Source organism: Neorhizobium galegae (assembly GCF_017877135.1).
Taxonomy (GTDB): domain Bacteria; phylum Pseudomonadota; class Alphaproteobacteria; order Rhizobiales; family Rhizobiaceae; genus Neorhizobium; species Neorhizobium galegae_A.
This window is the reverse complement of record NZ_JAGIPH010000005.1, coordinates 180,136-202,967: the sequence shown is the minus strand read 5'-3', so window position 1 is coordinate 202,967 and position 22,832 is coordinate 180,136. Positions and strand designations below refer to the sequence as shown.

The 22,832-nt window shown below is 61.7% G+C and carries 23 protein-coding genes; 21 read left to right on the top strand and 2 right to left on the bottom strand.

Annotated features, from left to right (window positions below; all coding sequences use genetic code 11):
- Positions 1 to 13: 13 nt before the first annotated feature.
- The 21 genes from J2858_RS16160 (at position 14) to J2858_RS16060 (ending at position 20,488) form a co-directional block, all read left to right on the top strand.
- Positions 14 to 310: a YciI-like protein gene (locus tag J2858_RS16160; protein ID WP_210105853.1), complete on the top strand. Its 297-nt coding sequence runs from the start codon at positions 14 to 16 to the stop codon at positions 308 to 310.
- A gap of 7 nt (positions 311 to 317) precedes the next feature.
- The gene (locus J2858_RS16155) at positions 318 to 761 is read left to right on the top strand and encodes an EVE domain-containing protein (RefSeq protein WP_210105852.1); all 444 of its coding nucleotides are present in this window, start codon (positions 318 to 320) and stop codon (positions 759 to 761) included.
- 9 nt (positions 762 to 770) lie between these two features.
- Complete coding sequence (locus J2858_RS16150) at positions 771 to 1,415, top strand: class I SAM-dependent methyltransferase (protein WP_210106046.1); 645 nt, start codon at positions 771 to 773, stop codon at positions 1,413 to 1,415.
- Between the two features lie 451 nt (positions 1,416 to 1,866).
- Complete coding sequence (gene sdhC, locus J2858_RS16145; RefSeq protein ID WP_210105851.1) at positions 1,867 to 2,259, top strand: succinate dehydrogenase, cytochrome b556 subunit; 393 nt, start codon at positions 1,867 to 1,869, stop codon at positions 2,257 to 2,259.
- A gap of 11 nt (positions 2,260 to 2,270) precedes the next feature.
- Positions 2,271 to 2,645, top strand: coding sequence for a succinate dehydrogenase, hydrophobic membrane anchor protein (gene sdhD, locus J2858_RS16140; protein WP_210105850.1), 375 nt, complete (start codon positions 2,271 to 2,273; stop codon positions 2,643 to 2,645).
- Between the two features lie 13 nt (positions 2,646 to 2,658).
- Positions 2,659 to 4,500 (top strand): succinate dehydrogenase flavoprotein subunit, encoded by a 1,842-nt coding sequence (sdhA, locus tag J2858_RS16135; protein WP_210105849.1) that lies wholly within the window; start codon positions 2,659 to 2,661, stop codon positions 4,498 to 4,500.
- Between the two features lie 30 nt (positions 4,501 to 4,530).
- Positions 4,531 to 5,427: a glycosyltransferase family 25 protein gene (locus J2858_RS16130; RefSeq protein ID WP_210105848.1), complete on the top strand. Its 897-nt coding sequence runs from the start codon at positions 4,531 to 4,533 to the stop codon at positions 5,425 to 5,427.
- Positions 5,420 to 6,199 carry a succinate dehydrogenase iron-sulfur subunit gene (locus tag J2858_RS16125; RefSeq protein WP_210105847.1) on the top strand — a complete coding sequence of 260 codons (780 nt, stop codon included), beginning with the start codon at positions 5,420 to 5,422 and terminating at the stop codon, positions 6,197 to 6,199. The genes J2858_RS16130 and J2858_RS16125 overlap by 8 nt, the downstream gene beginning before the upstream one ends.
- A gap of 172 nt (positions 6,200 to 6,371) precedes the next feature.
- Entirely contained in the window at positions 6,372 to 6,914 is a 543-nt protein-coding gene (locus J2858_RS16120; RefSeq protein ID WP_210105846.1) for a protease inhibitor Inh/omp19 family protein, read from the top strand.
- A 45-nt stretch (positions 6,915 to 6,959) separates the two neighbouring features.
- A complete protein-coding gene (zapE, locus tag J2858_RS16115) occupies positions 6,960 to 8,126 on the top strand; it encodes a cell division protein ZapE (RefSeq protein ID WP_210105845.1) in 1,167 nt (388 codons plus the stop codon).
- 174 nt (positions 8,127 to 8,300) lie between these two features.
- Positions 8,301 to 9,263, top strand: coding sequence for a malate dehydrogenase (gene mdh, locus J2858_RS16110; RefSeq protein WP_210105844.1), 963 nt, complete (start codon positions 8,301 to 8,303; stop codon positions 9,261 to 9,263).
- Positions 9,264 to 9,297: 34 nt separating this feature from the next.
- Complete coding sequence (gene sucC, locus J2858_RS16105) at positions 9,298 to 10,491, top strand: ADP-forming succinate--CoA ligase subunit beta (RefSeq protein ID WP_210105843.1); 1,194 nt, start codon at positions 9,298 to 9,300, stop codon at positions 10,489 to 10,491.
- Positions 10,492 to 10,509: 18 nt separating this feature from the next.
- Positions 10,510 to 11,412, top strand: coding sequence for a succinate--CoA ligase subunit alpha (gene sucD / locus J2858_RS16100; RefSeq protein WP_210105842.1), 903 nt, complete (start codon positions 10,510 to 10,512; stop codon positions 11,410 to 11,412).
- Positions 11,413 to 11,587: 175 nt separating this feature from the next.
- On the top strand, positions 11,588 to 14,584 hold the full coding sequence (locus J2858_RS16095) for a 2-oxoglutarate dehydrogenase E1 component (protein ID WP_210105841.1): 2,997 nt from the start codon (positions 11,588 to 11,590) through the stop codon (positions 14,582 to 14,584).
- A gap of 55 nt (positions 14,585 to 14,639) precedes the next feature.
- A complete protein-coding gene (odhB, locus tag J2858_RS16090; protein WP_210105840.1) occupies positions 14,640 to 15,884 on the top strand; it encodes a 2-oxoglutarate dehydrogenase complex dihydrolipoyllysine-residue succinyltransferase in 1,245 nt (414 codons plus the stop codon).
- Between the two features lie 21 nt (positions 15,885 to 15,905).
- Complete coding sequence (locus tag J2858_RS16085; RefSeq protein WP_210105839.1) at positions 15,906 to 16,319, top strand: MAPEG family protein; 414 nt, start codon at positions 15,906 to 15,908, stop codon at positions 16,317 to 16,319.
- The gene (locus tag J2858_RS16080; RefSeq protein ID WP_210106045.1) at positions 16,319 to 16,960 is read left to right on the top strand and encodes a LysE family translocator; all 642 of its coding nucleotides are present in this window, start codon (positions 16,319 to 16,321) and stop codon (positions 16,958 to 16,960) included. Before J2858_RS16085 ends, J2858_RS16080 begins: the two co-directional genes overlap by 1 nt.
- A 12-nt stretch (positions 16,961 to 16,972) precedes the next feature.
- Complete coding sequence (locus J2858_RS16075; protein WP_245366323.1) at positions 16,973 to 17,731, top strand: SDR family oxidoreductase; 759 nt, start codon at positions 16,973 to 16,975, stop codon at positions 17,729 to 17,731.
- A 26-nt stretch (positions 17,732 to 17,757) separates the two neighbouring features.
- Positions 17,758 to 19,164 (top strand): dihydrolipoyl dehydrogenase, encoded by a 1,407-nt coding sequence (lpdA, locus tag J2858_RS16070; RefSeq protein ID WP_210105838.1) that lies wholly within the window; start codon positions 17,758 to 17,760, stop codon positions 19,162 to 19,164.
- A 142-nt stretch (positions 19,165 to 19,306) separates the two neighbouring features.
- A complete protein-coding gene (locus J2858_RS16065; protein WP_210105837.1) occupies positions 19,307 to 19,828 on the top strand; it encodes a DUF2867 domain-containing protein in 522 nt (173 codons plus the stop codon).
- A gap of 165 nt (positions 19,829 to 19,993) precedes the next feature.
- Positions 19,994 to 20,488 (top strand): cytochrome b, encoded by a 495-nt coding sequence (locus J2858_RS16060; RefSeq protein WP_210105836.1) that lies wholly within the window; start codon positions 19,994 to 19,996, stop codon positions 20,486 to 20,488.
- A gap of 20 nt (positions 20,489 to 20,508) precedes the next feature.
- On the opposite strand, the gene J2858_RS16055 is transcribed toward J2858_RS16060, so the two are convergent.
- Both J2858_RS16055 and J2858_RS16050 read right to left on the bottom strand, forming a co-directional pair.
- A complete protein-coding gene (locus J2858_RS16055; protein ID WP_210105835.1) occupies positions 20,509 to 21,585 on the bottom strand; it encodes a TraB/GumN family protein in 1,077 nt (358 codons plus the stop codon).
- Between the two features lie 65 nt (positions 21,586 to 21,650).
- Positions 21,651 to 22,586, bottom strand: a complete 936-nt coding sequence (locus J2858_RS16050) for a tyrosine recombinase XerC (protein WP_210105834.1) — start codon at positions 22,584 to 22,586, stop codon at positions 21,651 to 21,653.
- Positions 22,587 to 22,832: the final 246 nt, after the last annotated feature.

Genomic DNA, 22,832 nt, shown 5'->3' with positions numbered 1-22,832 from the left:
GGAGACTGATGTCATGGCTCTTTTTGCCTTCGTCTGCGCCGACAAGCCCGGCCACCTCAATGTCCGCATGGACACCCGTCCAACGCATCTGGAGCATCTGAATGCTTTGAACGACAAGGGTATCCTCAAGATGGCAGGACCCTTCCTGGATGGCGATGGCAAGCCGAACGGCAGCCTTGTCATCGTTGAGGCAGAGAGCATCGAGGACGCGCGGGCGATTGCCGATGCCGATCCTTACGCCAAGGCCGGCCTCTTCCAGTCCGTCGAGGTAAAACCCTTCAACTGGGTCTTCAACAAGCCGGAGGCTTGAGGCGCGCATGGCATATTGGCTTTATAAATCCGAGCCGTTCAAATGGTCCTGGGAGATGCAGAAGGCCAAGGGCGCGGTCGGCGAGGAATGGACCGGCGTGCGCAACTATCTGGCGCGCAACAACATGCGGGCCATGAAGATCGGCGACAAGGGCTTTTTCTACCACTCCAACGAGGGGCTGGAAGTGGTCGGCATCGCGGAAGTCTGCGCGCTGTCGCATCCGGATTCGACGGCGGAAGGCGATCTGCGCTGGGACTGCGTCGATATCCGCGCTGTCTGCGACATGCCAAGGCCGGTCTCGCTGAAGGATGTCAAAGCCAATCCGAAGCTTGAAAAGATGGCGCTCGTCACCTCCATGCGGCTGTCCGTGCAGCCGGTGACGGACGAGGAATATTTCGAGGTCTGCCGCATGGGCGGCCTCGACAATCCTCCGCTCTCGCCGTCGGAATAGGGGCCCTCCCTGAAAACCGATCCGCGCGCCTTTATTCTTGCCAATACGCTGGTCACAGCGCCGCCGCATGTGCCGGAAATCCGTCTCCATCTGGCCGACGAGGCGCATGACCTCTGGCTGAAGACCGAGGAGGACCTGGAGGCAATCGGGCTTCCGCCGCCCTTCTGGGCCTTTGCCTGGGCGGGCGGGCAGGGCGTTGCGCGATACGTGCTTGATCATCCGCATCTGGTTGCCCGCAAATCGGTGCTGGATTTTGCAACCGGCTCCGGGCTTGTGGCAATTGCCGCAAGTCTTGCCGGCGCCCAATCCGTCCTCGCCGCCGATATCGATCCTTGGACGGCGTCTGCCGTCGAACTCAACGCTGAAGAAAACGGCGTGACGATCGCCTTCACGCAAGAGAACCTGGTGGGCGGACCTGTCGCGGCCGAGGTGATCCTCGCCGGCGATGTCTTCTACGATCGCGATTTTGCCGCAGCCCTCATCCCCTGGTTCAGCCGTCTGGCAGAGGAGGGCAAGCAGGTCATCGTCGGCGATCCCGGCCGCAGCTATCTTCCCAAGGACCGGCTTTTCCCGCTCGTCACCTACCAGGTGCCGGTGACGCGGGCGCTGGAGGACAGCGACGTGAAGAAGACCACCGTCTGGCGCTTCGTTTGACTGGCGGCCAATGCCATCAGCCTTGTTGAAGGATAGGCAGATCGGCCTTGGCGAATCGCAGGCTGACGCTGCGTTTTCGGCGCAAGCAGCTGCCTTTTTGCGCTGCACTCCTCAATGGCACGACGATACGGGGCGCGGCGGTGCCTCTTTGGCAGCCGTTATCCCGTCATAAGCTTCACCGTACATTAACATATTCTGTATCCAATGGGCGCTAACACGGTGAAAAACTGATATAATTTCACCTGTACAGACGAATGCGGGTCATGATGCACCCGACCGTCGTGTGATCTGGCCGGCCCCAATCGATTAAATTTAAAATCCTTCTTGATTTGGCTTGTGGTCTTGCCGCACGACGATTAAATCACCCCATGATGCAATGCACATTTCTTCGGCATCGTGCATTGCCGGACGCGCGCCCGCGTGAATGCGCCCCGAACGCCGCGAGGATATGATGGCGAATGTGACAAAGAATCGGCCCTTGTCGCCGCATCTGCAAATTTATCGTTTCGTCCCCACCATGGCCATGTCGATCGTGCACCGCATTACCGGTGGTGCGCTGTATTTCGGCACGGTGCTTGTGGCGGCCTGGCTGATTGCAGCAGCGTCTGGCGAAGAATATTTCAACCAGGTGAACTGGTTCTTCGGCTCCATCGTAGGGCAGGTTATCCTGTTCGGCTACACATGGGCCATGCTGCACCACCTGATCGGCGGCTTGCGCCATATCATGTGGGATCTTGGCTACGGCTTCGAGAAGGAATTCTCCACGATGCTGGCCAAGGCCAATCTGGTGGCCTCTGTCGTGCTGACCGTCCTTGTCTGGGCCGTCGTGCTGATCATTCGCTGAGGAGATTGTAGATGGATATGCGCACTCCCCTCGGCAAGGTTCGGGGTCTTGGTTCGGCAAAGAGCGGCACGGAGCACTTCTGGAAGGTCCGCACCACGTCTGTGGCGCTGGTTCCGCTCCTTCTTTTTTATCTCGGCTTCCTCGTCATGTATGCCGGCCGCCCCTATGCGGACGTGATCTCGGCGCTGTCGAACCCCTTCATCGCCACGATCAATGCCCTGACCATTATCGCCAGCATCGTCCACATGCGGCTTGGCATGGAAGAGATCCTTCAGGACTATATTCACTCTGAAAAGATGAAGCTGGCGCTCCTGATCCTCAACTCGTTTTTTTCGCTTCTGGTCGGCGGGCTCTGTCTTTTCGCCGCCTTGAAGATCGCATTCTGAGGTTAAATCCGTCATGGCATCGATCACACCCATCGCGCAGACCGGCAAGGCCTATACCTATGTCGACCATTCCTACGACGTTATCGTGGTGGGTGCCGGCGGCGCGGGCCTTCGCGCAACGCTCGGAATGGCCGAGCAGGGCTTCAAGACGGCCTGCATCACCAAGGTTTTCCCGACGCGCAGCCACACGGTTGCAGCCCAGGGCGGCATTGCCGCCTCGCTGAAGAACATAACGCCGGACAGCTGGCAGTGGCATCTTTACGACACCGTGAAGGGCTCCGACTGGCTGGGCGACGTGGACGCCATGCAGTACATGGTCATGGAAGCCCCCAAGGCGGTCTATGAGCTGGAACATTATGGCGTGCCCTTTTCGCGCAACGAGGAAGGCAAGATCTACCAGCGGCCCTTCGGCGGCCACATGCAGAACTTTGGCGCCGGCCCGCCGGTCCAGCGCACCTGCGCTGCAGCTGACCGTACCGGCCACGCCATCCTGCACACGCTCTATGGCCAGTCGCTGAAGAACAACGCCGAATTCTTCATCGAATATTTTGCGCTCGACCTCATCATGTCGGATGACGGCCGCTGCACGGGCGTCGTGGCATGGAACCTCGATGACGGCACCATCCATCGCTTTGCGGCAAAGATGGTCGTTCTGGCAACCGGCGGTTACGGCCGCGCCTATTTCTCGGCAACCTCTGCCCATACCTGCACCGGCGACGGCGGCGGCATGGTGGCGCGTGCCGGGCTTCCGCTGCAGGACATGGAATTCGTGCAGTTCCACCCGACCGGCATCTACGGCTCCGGCTGTCTGATTACCGAAGGCGCGCGTGGCGAAGGCGGTTATCTGGTCAATTCCGAAGGCGAGCGCTTCATGGAGCGCTATGCGCCGTCGGCCAAAGACCTGGCCTCGCGTGACGTTGTCTCGCGCTGCATGACGATGGAAATCCGGGAAGGCCGCGGCGTCGGCAAGAACAAGGACCACATCTTCCTGCATCTCGACCATCTCGATCCGGGCGTGCTGCATGAGCGTCTTCCGGGCATTTCCGAAAGCGCCAAGATCTTTGCCGGCGTGGACGTCACCCGCGAGCCGATCCCGGTCCTGCCGACCGTTCACTACAACATGGGCGGCATTCCGACGAACTACTGGGGCGAAGTGCTGAATGCCGACGCCAACAACCCGGAACGCCTGCTGCCCGGCCTGATGGCCGTTGGCGAAGCCGGTTGCGCATCCGTGCATGGCGCAAACCGCCTCGGCTCCAACTCGCTGATCGACCTCGTGGTCTTCGGTCGTGCCGCCGCCATCCGCGCCGGCCAGGTCATCGACCGTGCCTCGCCGGTACCGGCGCTCAACATTGCTGCCTGCGACAAGATCATGAATCGCTTCGACGGTCTTCGCCACGCCTCCGGCGGGACGCCGACGGCTGTGCTGCGCGACAAGATGCAGCGCGCCATGCAGGAAGATGCGGCCGTGTTCCGTACGCAGGAATCGCTGGAAAGCGGTTGCCAGCGTCTGTCGGCCATCTGGGGCGAAATGAAGGACATCAAGGTCACCGACCGTTCGATGATCTGGAATTCCGACCTCGTCGAAACGCTTGAGCTGCAGAACCTGATGGCCAATGCCATCACCACTGTCTACAGCGCCGAGGCCCGCAAGGAGAGCCGCGGCAGCCATGCGCGCGAGGATTACACCGAAGGTGCGTTTGCCGGTCGTGATGATGTGAACTGGCGCAAGCATTCGCTGGCCTGGGTCAGCGAAAACGGCGACGTCAAGCTGGACTACCGTCCGGTCCACACCGACCTCATCGCAGACGGCATCGATCCGGTAAAGATCGAGCCGAAGGCACGCGTGTACTGATCCATGGTGGCAACCTCCCTTCAAGGTGCGATGAAAAGCGTCCCCGGGGGGAGGCCTCTTGGCCTGTTTGCGATCAATCTCGACCGGTCGCCGGACCGCTGGCGGCAGATGGAACAAGGCTTTGGCGCGTTGCCCTGGCCGCTTCACCGGGTGGTGGGGGTCGATGCGCGCAAGGAGCCGGAGGCGGTTCTTGCCGTGCGCGGATCGACGCTTGAATTTCCGCCGGATGCGGTGGGATGGAACGCACACCGCAACCGCTTGTTCATGTTGACGGAGGAAGCGTGCCTTGCGGGCCATGTGATGGCCTGGCGGCAGTTTCTTGCAAGCGACTTCGACCTTGCGCTTGTGCTGGAAGACGATGCCGAGCCGCAGCCCGGCTTCGCGCACGTGGTGGAGGACCTTCTGGCGCTCGGTTTTGATGCCGATATCGTCAAGCTCGAAGGCATTTTTCGCCCCGGCGGGCGAAAGGCTCTGCCGGTGGCAGCGCTTGGTGCGCACAGACTGGTGCGGTCGCTGAGACCCTGCTCGGGTGCGGCCGCCTATATCGTGACGCGAAGGGCAGCCGAACGGCTGCTGGCGCGGATCGGGAAGGCCTGTATTCCGGCCGATGATTTTCTCTGGGCGCCGTCGTGGCATGGCCTGAGGATCGTCGACCTGTCGCCCTGGCCGGTCATGCAATCGGGCGCCGAAAGCGTGATTGCGACGGCGAAGGCCCAGAAGCGCGCACGGCGGCGGGCCCCTTTCGGGCGTGGTCTTGCCGTTGCCCTGCGCCGGGCGAGGGAACGTTTTTCTCTTCTGTGGGCGGCGGCCGATGGTCGCCCTCACGCACTCTTGAATGCGACCGTGGCGCAATGGGCGCCGGATGTTTATAACCTAGGTAACAGAACGGCGGCTGACGCCGAGGATCGAAGGTCCAGCAATGGTTGAACTTGCTCTCCCGAAGAACTCCAAGATGACCGAAGGCAAGGTCTGGCCGAAGCCGGCCGGTGCCGCCAATGTCCGTGAATTCCGCATCTATCGCTGGAACCCGGATGATGGTCAGAATCCGCGCATCGATACCTATTACATCGATATCGACAATTGCGGCCCGATGGTTCTCGATGGCCTCCTTTACATCAAGAACAATATCGACCCGACGCTGACGCTGCGCCGCTCCTGTCGCGAAGGCATCTGCGGCTCCTGCGCCATGAACATCGACGGCGCCAATACGCTCGCCTGTACCAAGGGCATGGACGATGTGAAGGGGACCGTGAAGGTCTATCCGCTGCCGCATATGCCGGTGGTGAAGGATCTCGTACCGGATCTGACCAATTTCTACGCACAGCACCGCTCGATCGAGCCCTGGCTGAAGACCGTTTCTCCGCCGCCTGCGACCGAATGGAAGCAGAGCCACGAGGATCGCATGAAGCTCGACGGGCTTTACGAATGCATCCTGTGCGCCTGCTGCTCCACCTCCTGTCCCAGCTACTGGTGGAATGGCGACCGCTATCTCGGTCCGGCCGTTCTGCTGCAGGCCTATCGCTGGCTGATCGACAGCCGTGACGAATCCAAGGGCGAGCGCCTCGACAACCTGGAAGATCCCTTCCGGCTCTACCGCTGCCACACGATCATGAACTGTGCGCAGACCTGCCCCAAGGGTCTCAATCCCGCCAAGGCCATCGCCGAAATCAAGAAGATGATGGTCGAGCGCCGCGTCTGATCGGTCTTGTGAAGGTCTTGACCTCGCGCAGATGTGTTCCATCTGCGTGGGCTCGGGGCTGAATAGGCACGGTTGACGGGCGGACCGGCTTGATTTGGCCTGTCCTTTGGCGATAATTCAGCCCTCCAGTCCAATAGCGGGATGGGCATTGAGCGGTTTTAGGAGCTTTGTGATGCAGTTCAGATATGTGGTGACCGGCGTTGTGGTTGCTCTTGCCTTGGCCGGCTGCCAGCGTACCTCCTACAATCCCTATAACGCGCTGCCCGCTCCCACCAATCCCGCCCCACTGCAGGCACAGCCGGTGCCTTCCGTCCAGTCCGGATCGCTCGATGCACCGGGCGCCGGCGGTTCGCAGTTCCCGGCCGCACCGCAGGGCCAGAACATGGCGTCCCTGCCGCCGGGTGGCGGCGATGGCCAGGCGCCGGCGACGGCTCTCGATGTGACGAAGGAATCCATGGTCGGCAACTGGCGTGTCAACGCATCGGGCGCCACCTGCGACATGTTCCTGACGCTCACCAACCTCGGCAGCGGTGCACGCGGCGGCACCCGCGGTTGCTCGGGTGAGCTGACCACGATGGGCTCCTGGGAAGTCAACGGGAAGACCGTTCTCTTCAAGAACCGCAGCGGCGATGTCATTGCCCGCGCCTATAAGAGCGCCGACAGCCGCTTCGACGGCACGACCAATTCCGGCCAGTCGATCAGCCTCAGCCGGTAAGCTGACCGCCGGGAGATGCTGTCTCCCGGCTCACCGAGGCGCCTCATGGCTTCACTTCCCGACTATAATCACAGCGTGAGCGACACGCTGAACTCCATGGCGGCTGCCGGCACCCTGCTGCTCGACACCGCTCAGATGGCGGTGGCGGCCCGTCTCGATCGCGTCCTGTCTGCCCTGCGCGACAAGGCACCGGCCAAGAAGACCAGTGCGCTCGGCTGGCTGTTTGCCCGCAAGAGCAAGCGCAGCGAAGGCGATATTCGCGGCCTCTATGTCCATGGCTCCGTCGGCCGTGGCAAGACCATGCTGATGGACATGTTTTTCGAAAAAGTGTCCGTGGCTGCCAAGCGCCGCTGCCACTTTCACGAATTCATGGCCGATGTTCATGCGCGCATCCATGTCCATCGCCAGAAGCTGAAGGCGGGCGAGACGAAGCAGGCCGATCCGGTTCCGCCGGTCGCCGCTGCCCTCTATGCCGAGGCGCAGATCCTCTGCTTCGATGAATTCTCCGTGACCGACATCACGGATGCGATGATCCTTGGACGGCTGTTTACTGAATTGTTTTCGCTCGGCTGCGTCCTCATCGCCACGTCCAACGTGGCGCCGGACGATCTCTATCGCGAAGGCCTCAATCGCAGCCTGTTCCTGCCCTTCATCGATCTCTTGAAGCAGAACGTCGATGTGGTGACCCTTGATTCACCGACCGATTACCGGATGGAGAAGCTCGCAAGCCTGCCCGTCTATCTGTCGCCGCTTGATGCGCGCAACAAGGCGGCGATGGAGGCTGCGTGGCGCAAGGTGACCGGGGGGGCGAAGGCCGAGCCGGCGGAGGTTGCAAGGCCCGGCCGCAGCATCCGCATCCCGTGCGCCCACGGACGGGCAGCGCGGTTTTCCTTTGCGGATCTCTGCGACGCGCCGCTCGGTGCTGCCGACTATCTCGCCATCACCGAGCATTACGACGTGATCTTCGTGGAGGACGTGCCGCTGCTGGGTCCGGAAAAGCGCAATCAGACGAAACGCTTCATCAATCTTGTTGATGCACTCTACGACCGCAGCATCCGCCTGTTCGTGAGCGCTGCGGCCATGCCTGACGCACTTCTGACAGAAAAGCGTGGTACCGAGGGCTTCGAGTTCGATCGCACCATTTCCCGCCTGTTTGAGATGCGCAGCCCCGATTATTTGGCTCTGCATGATGAGAAGCATCGCGGAAGCTGACTTTTTTACGACACATTGTATTACGTTTACGTAAGAATTTTGTCTTCTAACCGATTGAAAATCCTTCATCCAAAAGAATCGATTGCCATTTTTCTCCATTGGGTCTAAGCGAATGGCCGATATCGGTCGACAGCTATAATGCCGGCCGCGCATCCGAATGGAGAGGACGCTTCAATGGCTCGCAAGAAGATTGCACTTATTGGTTCCGGCATGATCGGTGGTACGCTGGCGCATCTCGCCAGTTTGAAGGAGTTGGGCGACATCGTCCTCTTCGACATTGCCGACGGCGTTCCGCAGGGCAAGGGTCTGGATATTGCCCAGTCCGGCCCGGTTGAAGGCTTCAATGCCAAGCTGTCGGGTGCAAGCGACTACGCCGCCATTGAAGGCGCCGATGTCTGCATCGTCACCGCCGGTGTTGCCCGCAAGCCCGGCATGAGCCGCGACGATCTGCTCGGCATCAACCTCAAGGTCATGGAGCAGGTTGGCGCCGGCATTGCAAAATATGCCCCGAACGCTTTCGTGATCTGCATCACCAACCCGCTCGACGCCATGGTCTGGGCGCTGCAGAAGTTCTCCGGCCTGCCGAAGAACATGGTTGTCGGCATGGCCGGCGTTCTCGACAGCGGCCGCTTCCGCCTGTTCCTGTCGGAAGAATTCAACGTTTCGGTTCAGGACGTCACGGCCTTCGTTCTCGGCGGCCATGGCGATACCATGGTGCCGCTTGCCCGTTACTCCACCATCGGCGGCATTCCGCTGACCGACCTCGTCAAGATGGGCTGGATCACCGAGGAGCGCCTCGAGCAGATCATCCAGCGCACCCGTGACGGCGGCGCCGAAATCGTCGGCCTGCTGAAGACCGGCTCGGCCTATTATGCGCCGGCCGCTTCCGCCATCGAGATGGCCGAATCTTACCTCAAGGACAAGAAGCGCGTTCTGCCCTGCGCGGCGCACCTGACCGGCCAGTATGGCGTTAACGACATGTATGTCGGCATTCCGACCATCATCGGTGCCGGCGGCGTCGAGCGCATCATCGAAATCGATCTCAACAGCGAAGAGCAGGCGGCTTTCCAGAAGTCCGTCGGCGCCGTTGCCGGCCTCTGCGAAGCCTGCACCGCCATTGCCCCCGCCCTCAAGTAATCGCCCAACGGCCTAGAGACCTAAGGACCAGACGATGAACATTCACGAATATCAGGCCAAGGCTCTTCTGAAGAGCTATGGCGCACCGGTCGCTGAAGGCGTGGCGATCTTCTCCGCCGAAGAAGCCGAGGCCGCCGCAAAGCAGCTTCCCGGCCCGCTTTACGTAGTGAAGAGCCAGATCCATGCTGGCGGCCGCGGCAAGGGCAAGTTCAAGGAACTCGGCCCCGACGCCAAGGGCGGCGTTCGCCTGGCTTTCTCCATCGATGAAGCCAAGTCCCATGCCAAGGAAATGTTCGGCAACACGCTGGTGACGGCGCAGACCGGCGAAGCCGGCAAGCAGGTCAACCGCCTCTACATCGAAGACGGCGCCGACATCGCCCGCGAACTCTATTGCTCGCTGCTGGTCGACCGTTCGGTCGGCAAGGTTGCCTTCGTCGTTTCGACGGAAGGCGGCATGGATATCGAAGCGGTCGCCCACGACACGCCGGAAAAGATCCACACCATCGCCATCGACCCGGAAACCGGTGTGACGGCTGAAAACGTCGCTGCCATCTCCAAGGCTCTCGAGCTTTCGGGTGCGGCGGCAGAAGATGCCAAGTCGCTCTTCCCGATCCTCTACAAGGCCTTTTCCGAGAAGGACATGGCGCTGCTCGAGATCAACCCGCTGATCGTCATGAAGAATGACCATCTGCGCGTGCTCGACGCCAAGGTCTCTTTCGACGGCAATGCCATGTTCCGTCACGACGACGTCAAGGCGCTGCGCGACGAAACGGAAGAAGACGCCAAAGAAATCGAAGCCTCCAAGTGGGACCTCGCTTACGTGGCGCTCGACGGCAATATCGGCTGCATGGTCAACGGTGCAGGCCTTGCCATGGCAACCATGGACATCATCAAGCTCTACGGCAAGGAGCCGGCAAACTTCTGCGACGTCGGCGGTGGCGCCGGCAAGGAGAAGGTCGCGGCTGCCTTCAAGATCATCACGGCTGACCCGAAGGTCGAGGGCATCCTCGTCAACATCTTCGGCGGCATCATGAAGTGCGACGTCATTGCAGAAGGCGTCGTTGCCGCTGTGCAGGAAGTCGGCCTCAAGGTTCCGCTCGTCGTGCGTCTCGAAGGCACCAATGTCGAGCTTGGCAAGAAGATCCTCAACGAATCGGGCCTGGCGATCACGGCTGCCGACGACCTGGACGATGCTGCCAAGAAGATCGTCGCGGCGATCAACGCCTAATCTGAAGGACCGGAAACAATGTCTATTCTCGTCAATAAAGACACCAAGGTCCTCGTTCAGGGCCTGACCGGCAAGACCGGCACCTTCCACACCGAACAGGCTCTGGCCTATTACGGCACGCAGATGGTCGGCGGTATTCACCCGAAGAAGGGTGGCGAAACCTGGACCGGCTCGAAGGGCGAAAGCCTGCCGATCTTTGCCTCGGTTGCCGAAGCCCGCGAAAAGACCGGCGCCGACGCCTCGGTCATCTACGTTCCGCCGGCAGGTGCTGCCGATGCGATCATCGAAGCCATCGAAGCGGAAGTCCCGTTCATCACCTGCATCACCGAGGGCATCCCGGTCATGGACATGGTACGCGTGAAGGCCAAGCTCGACAAGTCGAAGTCGCGCCTGCTCGGCCCTAACTGCCCGGGTATCCTGACGCCGGAAGAGTGCAAGATCGGCATCATGCCGGGCTCCATCTTCCGCAAGGGTTCGGTCGGCATCGTCTCGCGCTCCGGCACGCTCACCTATGAAGCCGTGTTCCAGACGTCCAACGAAGGCCTTGGCCAGACCACGGCTGTCGGCATCGGCGGCGATCCGGTCAAGGGCACGGAATTCATCGACGTCTTGGAAATGTTCCTCGCCGACGAAGCCACGACCTCGATCATCATGATCGGCGAAATCGGCGGTTCGGCGGAAGAAGACGCCGCCCAGTTCCTGATCGACGAAGCCAAGAAGGGCCGCAAGAAGCCGATGGCAGGCTTCATCGCCGGCCGTACCGCTCCGAAGGGCCGCACCATGGGCCATGCCGGCGCTGTCGTTTCCGGTGGCAAGGGTGACGCGGAATCCAAGATCGCGGCCATGGAAGCGGCCGGCATCAAGGTTTCGCCCTCTCCGGCGCGCCTCGGCAAGACGCTGGTTGAAGTCCTCAAGGGCTGAACCACATAAGCGTTGCATGATAAGCTTCGGGCAGGCGAGCCGTGAAAGGGTCGCCTGCTTCGGTCGCAAGGGGCAAGACTCTCTCGCGGCAAAGACACTGAAAGCGACGGTCGGCGCTTCAAGTTCCGGCCCCCCATTACGTCAGGAGGCGGGCGTCAAAGCCCGCATGAACATCATGGCACGGCAAGAAGCCAACGAGCAGTTTCTCATCACTTCGTTCCTCGATGGCGCGAATGCCAGCTATATCGAGCAGCTGTATGCCCGGTATGAAGAGGACCCGAATTCCGTCGGTCCCGAATGGCAGTCCTTCTTCAAGGCGCTGGCCGACAACCCGGAAGACGTGAAGAAGGCCGCCCAGGGCGCCTCCTGGCAGCGCAAGAACTGGCCGATTGCGGCCAATGGCGATCTCGTCTCGGCGCTCGATGGCAACTGGCCCGTCGTGGAAAAGGCGATCGAGAAGAAGGTTCAGGCCAAGGCTGAAGCCACCGCTGTGTCCGCCGGCAAGACGCTCGATCCGGCCGAAGTGCTGCGCGCCACGCGCGACAGCGTGCGCGCCATCATGATGATCCGTGCCTATCGCATGCGCGGTCACCTGCATGCCAAGCTCGATCCGCTGGGCCTTGCAGCCCCGGTCGAGGATTACAACGAACTGTCGCCGACCGCCTATGGCTTCACCGAGGCCGATTACGATCGCAAGATCTTCATCGACAACGTGCTCGGCCTCGAATACGCGACCATTCGCGAAATGCTCGAGATCCTGCAGCGCACCTACTGCTCGACGCTCGGCGTCGAATTCATGCACATCTCCAATCCGGAAGAAAAGGCATGGATCCAGGAGCGGATCGAAGGTCCCGGCAAGGGCGTCGAGTTCACGGCCATCGGGAAGAAGGCGATCCTGTCCAAGCTGATCGAGGCCGAAGGCTTCGAGCAGTTCATCGACGTCAAGTACAAGGGTACCAAGCGTTTCGGTCTCGACGGTGGTGAATCGCTGATCCCGGCTCTGGAACAGATCATCAAGCGTGGCGGCCAGGACGGTCTGGAAGAAGTCGTTCTCGGCATGGCCCATCGCGGTCGCCTGAACGTTCTGACCAACGTCATGCACAAGCCGCACCGCGCCGTCTTCCACGAGTTCAAGGGCGGTTCGTTCAAGCCCGACGAAGTCGAAGGTTCGGGCGACGTGAAGTACCATCTCGGTGCCTCCTCCGACCGCGAATTCGACGGCAACAAGGTTCACCTGTCGCTGACGGCCAACCCGTCGCACCTGGAAATCGTCAACCCGGTCGTCATGGGCAAGGCCCGCGCCAAGCAGGACATGCTGGCAAAGTCCTGGGATGGCGATGTCATTCCGCTGAAGGAACGCGCCAAGGTTCTGCCGCTCCTGCTGCACGGCGATGCCGCCTTTGCCGGCCAGGGCGTGACGGCTGAAATTCTGGGCCTCTCCGGTCTGCGCGGTCACCGCGTTGCCGGCACGCTGCATTTCATCATCAACAACCAGATCGGTTTCACCACCAATCCGGCCTATTCGCGCTCGTCGCCCTATCCGTCGGATGTGGCCAAGATGATCGAAGCGCCGATCTTCCACGTCAACGGTGACGATCCGGAAGCGGTTGTGTATGCGGCGAAGATCGCCACTGAATTCCGCATGAAGTTCCACAAGCCTGTGGTCGTGGACATGTTCTGCTACCGCCGCTTTGGCCATAACGAAGGCGATGAGCCCGCGTTCACGCAGCCGAAGATGTACAAGGTCATCCGCGCCCATCAGACGGTGACCGAAATCTACGCGGCCCGCCTGATTGCCGAAGGCCTGATCACCGACGGCGAATTCCAGAAGATGAAGGCCGATTGGCGCGCTCATCTGGAGCAGGAATTCGAAGCCGGCCAGAGCTACAAGCCGAACAAGGCCGACTGGCTGGATGGCCAGTGGTCCGGCCTGCGCTCGGCAGACAATGCCGACGAGCAGCGTCGCGGCAAGACTGCCGTGCCGATGAAGTCGCTGAAGGAAATCGGCCGCAAGCTGTCGACCATTCCGGAAGGTTTCAACGCGCACCGCACGATCAAGCGCTTCATGGATAACCGCGCGCAGATGGTGGAAACCGGCGAGGGGATCGACTGGGCCATGGCGGAAGCCTTCGCCTTCGGATCGCTCGCACTCGACGGCCACAAGGTTCGCCTGTCCGGTCAGGATTGCGAACGCGGCACGTTTTCGCAGCGTCATTCCGTTCTCTACGATCAGGATACGGAAGAGCGTTACATTCCGCTGGCGAACCTCTCGCCCACCCAGGCCCGCTACGAAGTCATCAACTCGATGCTGTCAGAAGAGGCCGTGCTCGGCTTCGAATACGGCTATTCGCTGGCCCGCCCGAACGCGCTGACCCTCTGGGAAGCCCAGTTCGGCGATTTCGCCAACGGTGCACAGGTCGTCTTCGACCAGTTCATCTCGTCGGGTGAGCGCAAGTGGCTGCGCATGTCCGGCCTCGTCTGCCTCCTGCCGCACGGCTATGAAGGTCAGGGTCCGGAACATTCGTCCGCCCGTCTCGAGCGCTGGCTGCAGATGTGCGCCGAAGACAACATGCAGGTGGCCAACGTCACGACGCCGGCCAACTACTTCCACATCCTGCGCCGCCAGATGAAGCGTGACTTCCGCAAGCCGCTGATCCTGATGACGCCGAAGTCGCTGCTGCGCCACAAGCGCGCCACCTCGACGCTTGCCGAAATGGCCGGCGAAAGCTCGTTCCATCGCCTGCTGTGGGATGATGCCGAAGTGATCAAGGACGGCCCGATCAAGCTCCAGAAGGATGCCAAGATCCGCCGCGTCGTGATGTGCACAGGCAAGGTCTATTATGACCTTCTGGAAGAGCGCGAAAAGCGCGGCATCGACGATGTCTACCTGCTGCGTCTGGAACAGCTCTATCCGTTCCCGGCCAAGGCGCTGATCAACGAGCTCAGCCGCTTCCGTCATGCGGAAATGGTGTGGTGCCAGGAAGAGCCCAAGAACATGGGTGCCTGGGCCTTCATCGATCCGTATCTGGAATGGGTGCTGGCGCATATCGATGCCAAGTACCAGCGCGTGCGCTACACCGGCCGCCCGGCAGCTGCGTCTCCGGCAACGGGCCTGATGTCGAAGCATCTGGCGCAGCTCGAAGCCTTCCTCGAAGACGCGCTCGGCGGCTGATTTCAGCCGCCCCGTCTGAAGTTCAACGATATCTGTTAGAAAACGGAAACACATCATGGCCACCGAAATTCGCGTCCCCACCCTTGGCGAGTCCGTCAGCGAGGCAACCGTCGGCACCTGGTTCAAGAAGGTCGGCGACACGGTCAAGGCCGACGAGCCGATCGTTGAACTGGAGACCGACAAGGTTACCGTCGAAGTCCCGGCTCCGGCTTCGGGCGTCCTGACGGAAATCATCATTGCCGCCGGCGAAACGGTCGGTCTCAACGCGCTGCTCGGCCAGATCGCCGAAGGTGCCGAAGGCTCTGCCGGCGCCTCCGCCCCGGCTCCGGCTGCAGCCTCCGCACCGGCCGCAGCACCTGCTGCCCCGGCTCCTGCTGCTGCTCCGGCTTCGGCTGGCACGTCGATGCCGGCCGCGCCTGCTGCCGCAAAGCTTGCTGCCGATAACAACATCTCGACCGCCGACGTCGATGGTTCGGGCAAGCGCGGCCAGGTGCTGAAGGGTGACGTGATCGCCGCCATCGCCAAGGCTCCGGCTGCTGCCGCCGCAGCGCCTGCCCCGGTTGCAGCTGCCCCGCGCGCACCCTCCGCCACCCAGGACGCCGTTCGCGAAGAGCGCGTGAAGATGACGCGTCTGCGCCAGACGATTGCCAAGCGCCTGAAGGATGCCCAGAACACCGCCGCCATGCTGACCACCTATAACGAGGTGGACATGAAGGCCGTGATGGATCTGCGCAACCGCTACAAGGACGTGTTCGAGAAGAAGCACGGCGTGAAGCTCGGCTTCATGGGCTTCTTCACCAAGGCCGTCACGCATGCCCTGAAGGAACTGCCGGCCGTCAACGCCGAAATCGACGGCACCGACATCATCTACAAGAACTACTGCCATGTCGGCATGGCCGTCGGCACCGACAAGGGCCTGGTCGTTCCGGTCATCCGCGACGCCGACCAGCTGTCGATCGCCGGCGTCGAGAAGGAACTCGGCCGTCTTGCCAAGGCAGCCCGTGACGGCTCGCTCGGCATGGCCGACATGCAGGGCGGCACCTTCACCATCACCAATGGCGGTGTCTATGGTTCGTTGATGTCCTCGCCGATCCTGAACGCCCCGCAGTCGGGTATTCTCGGCATGCACAAGATCCAGGACCGCCCGGTCGTCGTCGGCGGCCAGATCGTCATCCGCCCGATGATGTATCTCGCGCTCTCCTACGATCACCGCATCGTCGACGGCAAGGAAGCGGTTACCTTCCTGGTCCGCGTCAAGGAAAGCCTGGAAGATCCGGAACGTCTGGTTCTCGATCTCTAAGACCTGAAGAAGGAGGACGAGATGGATACGATTGCGCCGCATGCGACGCCCTATATGGCGCTCCTGGTGCTCAGCGTCGTGCTTCTCGTCTTCCAGATCATGCTGCAGGGCTTTCTGGCCACGCGCGAGCTGGGCTCCAAATGGAATGCCGGGCCGCGGGATGAGAGCCTGAAGCCAAAATCGGTTCTGGCGGGGCGCGCCGAGCGCGCCTCGGCCAATCTGCGTGAGACCTATCCGGCTTTTGTCGGCCTGGTGCTGGCGCTTGCCTTTTACAGCGATGTGAGCGGCTGGGGCCTCCTCGGCGGCTGGCTGTGGCTGCTGTGCCGGCTTGCCTATATTCCGCTCTATCTGGCCGGCATCCCCTATATCCGTTCGCTCGTCTGGATGGGCTCCTTGCTCGGCCTCCTCGTGATGATTGTCGGGTTGCTGGTATGATTGAAGCCTATCTCCTTGAGCTTGCCTCGCTGATGGCGATCTTCTCGTTCGCCATCATTTCGCCGGGCGCCGATCTTGCCATGGTCATGCGCCAGTCGCTGGTGCATGGGCGCCGTCAGGCGATCATTACCAGCTTCGGTATTGGCACGGCGCTGATGTTCCACGTCAGCTACACGATCCTCGGCCTGGGACTGATCATTTCGCAGTCCATCACCCTGTTTAACATCATCAAATGGTGTGGTGTCGCCTACCTCCTGTATATCGGGGTGAAGGCTCTGCGGGCGGGCAAGGCCGATCTGTCGGTCGCGGCGGAGGCGGATGGCAAGGATGCGCCCGGCCAGTCGGCGCTTCGGGCCTATGGGCTGGGCTTTGCCGCCAATGCGCTCAACCCGAAGCCGGTGTTTTTCTTCCTGTCGATCTTTTCCACCGCCGTCAGCGCCCACACTCCGATCCTGGTGAAGTTCAGTTATGGTGCGGTCATGGCGAGCTGCCTGATTGCCTGGTTCGTTGGCGTCAGCATCTTCATGACCACACCGCGCATCAAGGCGGGCTTTTCGAAGGCAAGCCAGTGGATCGATCGGGCAAGCGGCCTGGTCTTCATTGCGCTCGGTCTGAAGCTTGCGGTGCAGAAGGCGTCGTAAGAGAGGAAGGCCATGTCGATCGATCCAAAACCAGTCCTGCTTGTGACCGGCGCCAGCCGCGGCATCGGTGCGGCGGTCGCCGTGAAGGCGGCGAAGGCGGGATGGGGGGTTGTTATCAACTACCTGTCGAATGCCGCAGCTGCCGAGGCGGTGGCAAAGACCATCACCGAAGCCGGCGGCTTGGCGCATCTCGTTCAGGGCGACACCGGAACGGAAGAAGGCATTGCCGCGATATTTGCGGTCATCGACCGAGATTTCGGCCGCCTCGACGGTCTCGTCAACAATGCCGGCGTCGTCGACCAGACGGCCCGCGTCGACGAAATGTCGCGTGAGCGGCTGGAGCGGATGTTCGCCATCAACGTGATCGGCAAGATCCGCTGCGCGTCCGAGGCGGTGAAGCGCATGTCCACCCGCCATGGCGGCAAGGGCGGCGCCATCGTCAACATCTCGTCCATGGCTGCCGTCCTCGGCAGCGGTGGGCAATATGTCGATTATGCCGCGGCCAAGGGCGCCGTCGATACGTTCACCATTGGCCTGTCGCGCGAAGTGGCGGCCGAAGGCGTGCGCGTCAACGCGGTGCGCCCCGGCATTATCGATACGGATATCCACGCATCCGGCGGCCTGCCGGATCGTGCAAGAGACCTGGCACCCTCGGTGCCGATGCAACGCGCCGGTACGGCCGAGGAAGTGGCGGAGGCGGTTCTTTACCTCCTCTCGCCGCAGGCTTCCTACGTGACGGGCGCAATCATGAACGTGAGTGGCGGCAGATAGTCGCGCAGGAACGAAGGACTTTTTCCATGGCATATGATCTGATCGTAATCGGCACCGGCCCCGGCGGCTATGTCTGCGCCATCAAGGCGGCACAGCTCGGCATGAAGGTGGCCGTGGTCGAAAAGCGCTCCACCTTCGGCGGCACCTGCCTCAATGTCGGCTGCATCCCTTCGAAGGCGCTTCTGCACGCCTCGGAAGTCTTTGCGCACGCCAAGCACGGCATGGAAGAGCTGGGCGTAGAAGTGTCCGGCACCACGCTCAACCTTGAAAAGATGATGGGCCACAAGGACGCGACGGTGAAGTCCAACGTCGATGGTGTTGCCTTCCTCTTCAAGAAGAACAAGATCGAAAGCTTCATCGGCACCGGCAAGATCGTCGCCGCCGGCAAGGTATCCGTGACCGCTGAAGACGGCACGGTGCAGGAACTGGAGACCAAGAACATCGTGATCGCCACGGGTTCCGACGTGGCCGGTATTCCGGGCGTCGCCGTCGAGATCGACGAGAAAGTCATCGTGTCGTCCACGGGCGGCATCGCGCTTGAAAAGGTGCCGGGCCAGATGGTTGTCGTCGGCGGTGGCGTCATCGGCCTGGAACTCGGTTCGGTCTGGTCGCGCCTCGGCGCCAAGGTGACGGTTGTCGAATATCTCGACAACATCCTCGGCGGCATGGATGGCGAAGTCTCCAAGCAGTTCCAGCGCATCCTCGCCAAGCAGGGGATCGAGTTCAACCTCGGTGCCAAGGTCACCGGCGTTGAGAAGACGGAAGCGGGCGCCAAGGTGACGTTCGAGCCGGTCAAGGGCGGCGAGGCCCAGACGATCGAAGCCGATGTTGTGCTGGTTGCCACCGGCCGCAAGCCCTTCACGGCGGGTCTTGGGCTGGAAGAGGCCGGCGTCGTGCTCGACAATCGCGGCCGCGTCGAAATCGATCATCATTATGCGACCAACGTTGCCGGCATCTATGCCATCGGTGACGTCGTCAAGGGCCCGATGCTCGCCCACAAGGCGGAAGACGAAGGTGTGGCGCTTGCCGAAATCCTCGCCGGCCAGCACGGCCATGTGAACTATGACGTCATCCCGGGTGTCGTCTACACCCAGCCGGAAGTCGCCTCCGTCGGCAAGACGGAAGAAGAGCTGAAGGCAGCCGGCGCTGCCTACAAGGTGGGCAAGTTCCCCTTCATGGCAAACGGCCGCGCCCGCGCCATGCAGGCAACGGAAGGTTTTGTGAAGGTTCTGGCCGACAAGGAGACCGACCGCGTTCTCGGCGTCCACATCATCGGCTTCGGCGCCGGCGAAATGATCCACGAAGCAGCCGTGCTGATGGAATTCGGCGGCTCGTCCGAAGATCTCGGCCGCACCTGCCATGCGCACCCGACCATGTCGGAAGCCGTGAAGGAAGCGGCCCTCGCCACCTTCTTCAAGCCGATCCACATGTGATCTGAAGCGATTCTGGTCGTTATGGGGCCGTCGTCTGTGTTGTCAGGCGGCGGCCTTTTTCGTGACGCCCGTGACGGCGTGCTGCGGGGGCGGTCTGGCGATTGTTGTCGCGGGTCTGCGGCGCCGATTATAGGGTTTGGCTATGACAACAGCCGCGCAAGACGCTCTCCGACCGATCCTCTCTCCACCACAGCTGCCTCATCCGGCGCTCTTGCGGGCCGATTGGGCCGATTGTTATCGGCTGCGCGTTCCGGCCCGTGCGGATCTGACGGCTGAGGATGTCGCGCGGTTGGCGCTGTGCTGGTTTCCGCCCTGGGCCAGGCTGCTGCTGAGGCTGCGCGACACGCTGATGAAACCTTTCGGCCTGCACTCCACCCGGGAGCTCGCCGCAAGCCATGCGGATCGCATCGGCTTCTTCCCCATGATCAGCCGGACGGACCGACAGGTCGTGGTCGGCCTTGACGATCGGCATCTGGACTTTCGGCTGGTGATCGATGTTCTTGACGAAGGGGCGGGGGAGGTTTTGGTATCCTTCACCACCCTCGTTTATCGCAAGGTCCTGCTGGGACGCATCTATATCGCAGCGATCACGCCCTTTCACCGGCTGATCGTCCAGGCGTCGCTGCGCCAGGTGAGGCAATGCCTCTTGGCGCAACGGGCCTGACCCTCATCTCACACGGTTGCTGACGGTGGCTCGCCGAAATTCGGCTGCACATCTGTGATTGATCAAGTCCTTCATTAAATTCTCGACATGAACACGGGGGCCGCTTGCGTGCCGGCTGCGAAGTCTTACTGTGGGTCATTCTTAACCCTTTGAAAAGGTGACGAAATGTCTCCGCTTTCCTATTCGGTGCCGCAACGGATCCTGCATTGGGGCATGGCGTTGCTGATCTTGTTCAACCTCCTGTTCACCGATGGCATGGAGCACTGGTATCGGCTTGTCCGGCGCGGCCAGCCGGTGACGCCGGATGATGTCGCCTCCGCCAACATCCATGCCTATGTCGGTATCGCGATCCTGGTGCTTGCGGCGCTCCGCCTTGGCCTGCGGTTCGTGCAGGGCGTACCGGCCGCTTCGGAGGTGGAGCCCGCGCCGCTGCGGCTGCTTGCCCACATCACCCACGGCCTTCTCTATGTCCTGCTGTTTGCCATGCCGCTTGCCGGCATCGGGGCTTACTATTTCGGCAACACGACGGCCGGCTTCGTGCATGCCGATGTCTTGAAGATCCTGCTCTGGCTCCTGCTCGGCGCCCATGTTGCAGGAGCCCTCGTTCACCAGTTCATCTGGAAGACCGATGTTCTTGCCCGTATGACGCGCGGGGTTTGACCTTCTCCGCGTAAAGGCGGTTAAGGAACGGCCGTCACGGTAAAGCCGTCGGCCCGCAACAGGGAGACGAGGCCTTCCTCTCCCACCAGATGCATGGCCCCGACCGCCATGAAGGCGCCGCCCGCCTCCAGCAGCGGGCGGGCACGTTCGGCCATGATATGGTTGCGGGCCGTGACGATCCGCTGTTCGAATTCGGCATAGCCCTCTTCGTCGCTGCCATCGGGCGAAACGGCCTTCAGCATCGGCATGGTCAGCCCGATATCGCCGGACAGGTAAAGCTCGGTCATGGTGTACATGACATCATCCATCCGGTCGCCAAGCGCCAGCATTTCCATCAGCGATTTCAGGTGGAATTCGGTCGGGATGGAGGCCATTGCAGAGAGTTGTTCTTCCATGGTTTCCAGCCCCTTCACCGGCTGTCCGGCCCGAATGGCATCCTTGGCGAGCTGCATGTCGAGAAAGGCCGCACCCTTGGCCTTGCGCACCAGTTCGCAGGCAGGCAGTGCAACAAAGCTGGACAGCATCCAGGGCTGCATGCGCGACACGGCGCCGAGAGGAATACCGCGCGCTTTGAGCGCCGTCTGAAGCTTTTCGGTGTCGGCGGGGGTGAGATAGCTCTGGATCGTCTTGCCATCCATCATCATGGTCAGCTGTGGCTTCGTCATCAGCCTGGCCATTGCCTTCTGCTCGTCAAGGATCTCGTCCGATTCGATGATGAGGACCCTGGCCTGGGCTTTCGCCTCCGGCGCGCCTTTCGGCAGCGCAAGAACCCGGGGATCGGTCACATGCATGGTGCCAAGCAGATAGGAGGGGGCAAGCCCTGTCTTTTCGATCTTCCAGAACAGGCCCTTGCCGTTCGGCACGGCATCGCCTTCGGCAACAATCCGGCGGTAGGCGTCCGGATCATCCTTTTGCATCTCCGTGAGAAGATTGTGGCCTGCGCAGGCGCCGTCCTCAGCCCGCGCGCCCGATGCAAGGGTGACAACAACGAGGAATGACACAAGCAGCAGCCCATGCAGGCCGGCAAGCAGCCACAGACCTGCATCCACGGCGAAAGCGAGGCGGCGCGACAGGAAGGAGAAGGCGGAAATCGTCATCGGTCGGGATCCTTCAAGTCTTGATGCTTTGCGCACACGGGTCGCGTACGGTCATGCGCGCGCCGTCAGGCCCGTGGATGAGCGCGGTCGTAGACGTCGAGCAGCCGCGCCTGGTCGACGCCGGTGTAGACCTGCGTCGTCGACAGGCTGGCATGGCCGAGCAGTTCCTGAATGGAGCGCAGGTCCCCGCCAGCCGACAGCAGATGCGTGGCAAAGGAATGGCGAAGCGCATGCGGCGTGGCGCTGTCGGGCAAACCGAGGGCGCCTCGCAATTTCTGCATCTCGCGCTGGATGATCGACGGATTGAGCTTTCCGCCGCGTGCGCCGCGAAACAGTGGCTGGTCGGCCGGCAGGTCATAGGGGCAGAGCCTGCGATAGGTCTCGATCACCTGCGGAATGACCGCCAGAAGCGGCACCATCCGTGTCTTGCCGCCCTTGCCCGTGACGCGAAGCGAGGTGGCGCCGGCGGCAATATCGTCCGGCGTCAGATCGAGCGCCTCGGAAATGCGCAGTCCGCAGCCATAGAGCAGCGTCAGCACGGCGGCATCGCGCGCGGCAATCCACGGCTCTTCGTTGAGCTGCGCTTCAGCGCTCACCACGTCGAGCGCCTGCCGGTCCGACAAAGGCTTCGGCAGCGATTTCGGCTGGCGGGGCGCCCGGATGGCGCCGGCGGCGGCAGCATTCACCAGCCCCTTGCGCTCCAGATAACGCAGGAAGGAGCGCAGGCCCGCCAGATGCCGCCCGAGCGAACGGGCGCCCGATCCGTCGCGCCGGCGTTTGGCCAGAAACGAGCGCAGATCGGCCGTACGCAGCGTATGGATGTCGGAAAGCTTTGCCGGGCCGCCGAGGTGACCGGTGAGAAAAGCCAGAAACTGGCGGGTATCCCGCTCGTAGGCCTCCAGCGTATTGGCGGCCAATCGTCTCTCGGTTTCAAGACTTTGCAGCCACTGACGCCGCATTTCCAGAAGCTCCGGGCAAGCCAGGATCAGGATCTCGTTCACAGCGCGTCCGTTGAATGTGACAGGATGAGATCCACCTTGCGCAAGGAGCGTTACCAATTTGCTAAGACGTCTCTTCTCTCGCAGGTTCGATCATCATGCGCTGTGAGAAAATGCCTGTGCTTATCAGGCAGCGCCAAAATACCTTGTCTTTCCACATCCGCTCGGCACGTCTGAACAAGAAGGGCGACCTCTTCGATTTTTACCATCGGCCAGATGATCGAGCCCGACGAACGGGAGGGGATCCTG

Bases quoted from the DNA above. Each gene is read 5' to 3' on its own strand.
- J2858_RS16160 (WP_210105853.1), top strand. From the start codon at position 14: ATGGCTCTTTTTGCCTTCGTCTGCGCCGACAAGCCCGGCCACCTCAAT.
- J2858_RS16155 (WP_210105852.1), top strand. From the start codon at position 318: ATGGCATATTGGCTTTATAAATCCGAGCCGTTCAAATGGTCCTGGGAG.
- sdhC (WP_210105851.1), top strand. From the start codon at position 1,867: ATGGCGAATGTGACAAAGAATCGGCCCTTGTCGCCGCATCTGCAAATT.
- sdhD (WP_210105850.1), top strand. From the start codon at position 2,271: ATGGATATGCGCACTCCCCTCGGCAAGGTTCGGGGTCTTGGTTCGGCA.
- sdhA (WP_210105849.1), top strand. From the start codon at position 2,659: ATGGCATCGATCACACCCATCGCGCAGACCGGCAAGGCCTATACCTAT.
- J2858_RS16130 (WP_210105848.1), top strand. From the start codon at position 4,531: ATGAAAAGCGTCCCCGGGGGGAGGCCTCTTGGCCTGTTTGCGATCAAT.
- J2858_RS16125 (WP_210105847.1), top strand. From the start codon at position 5,420: ATGGTTGAACTTGCTCTCCCGAAGAACTCCAAGATGACCGAAGGCAAG.
- J2858_RS16120 (WP_210105846.1), top strand. From the start codon at position 6,372: ATGCAGTTCAGATATGTGGTGACCGGCGTTGTGGTTGCTCTTGCCTTG.
- zapE (WP_210105845.1), top strand. From the start codon at position 6,960: ATGGCTTCACTTCCCGACTATAATCACAGCGTGAGCGACACGCTGAAC.
- mdh (WP_210105844.1), top strand. From the start codon at position 8,301: ATGGCTCGCAAGAAGATTGCACTTATTGGTTCCGGCATGATCGGTGGT.
- sucC (WP_210105843.1), top strand. From the start codon at position 9,298: ATGAACATTCACGAATATCAGGCCAAGGCTCTTCTGAAGAGCTATGGC.
- sucD (WP_210105842.1), top strand. From the start codon at position 10,510: ATGTCTATTCTCGTCAATAAAGACACCAAGGTCCTCGTTCAGGGCCTG.
- J2858_RS16095 (WP_210105841.1), top strand. From the start codon at position 11,588: ATGGCACGGCAAGAAGCCAACGAGCAGTTTCTCATCACTTCGTTCCTC.
- odhB (WP_210105840.1), top strand. From the start codon at position 14,640: ATGGCCACCGAAATTCGCGTCCCCACCCTTGGCGAGTCCGTCAGCGAG.
- J2858_RS16085 (WP_210105839.1), top strand. From the start codon at position 15,906: ATGGATACGATTGCGCCGCATGCGACGCCCTATATGGCGCTCCTGGTG.
- J2858_RS16075 (WP_245366323.1), top strand. From the start codon at position 16,973: ATGTCGATCGATCCAAAACCAGTCCTGCTTGTGACCGGCGCCAGCCGC.
- lpdA (WP_210105838.1), top strand. From the start codon at position 17,758: ATGGCATATGATCTGATCGTAATCGGCACCGGCCCCGGCGGCTATGTC.
- J2858_RS16065 (WP_210105837.1), top strand. From the start codon at position 19,307: ATGACAACAGCCGCGCAAGACGCTCTCCGACCGATCCTCTCTCCACCA.
- J2858_RS16060 (WP_210105836.1), top strand. From the start codon at position 19,994: ATGTCTCCGCTTTCCTATTCGGTGCCGCAACGGATCCTGCATTGGGGC.
- J2858_RS16055 (WP_210105835.1), bottom strand. From the start codon at position 21,585: ATGACGATTTCCGCCTTCTCCTTCCTGTCGCGCCGCCTCGCTTTCGCC.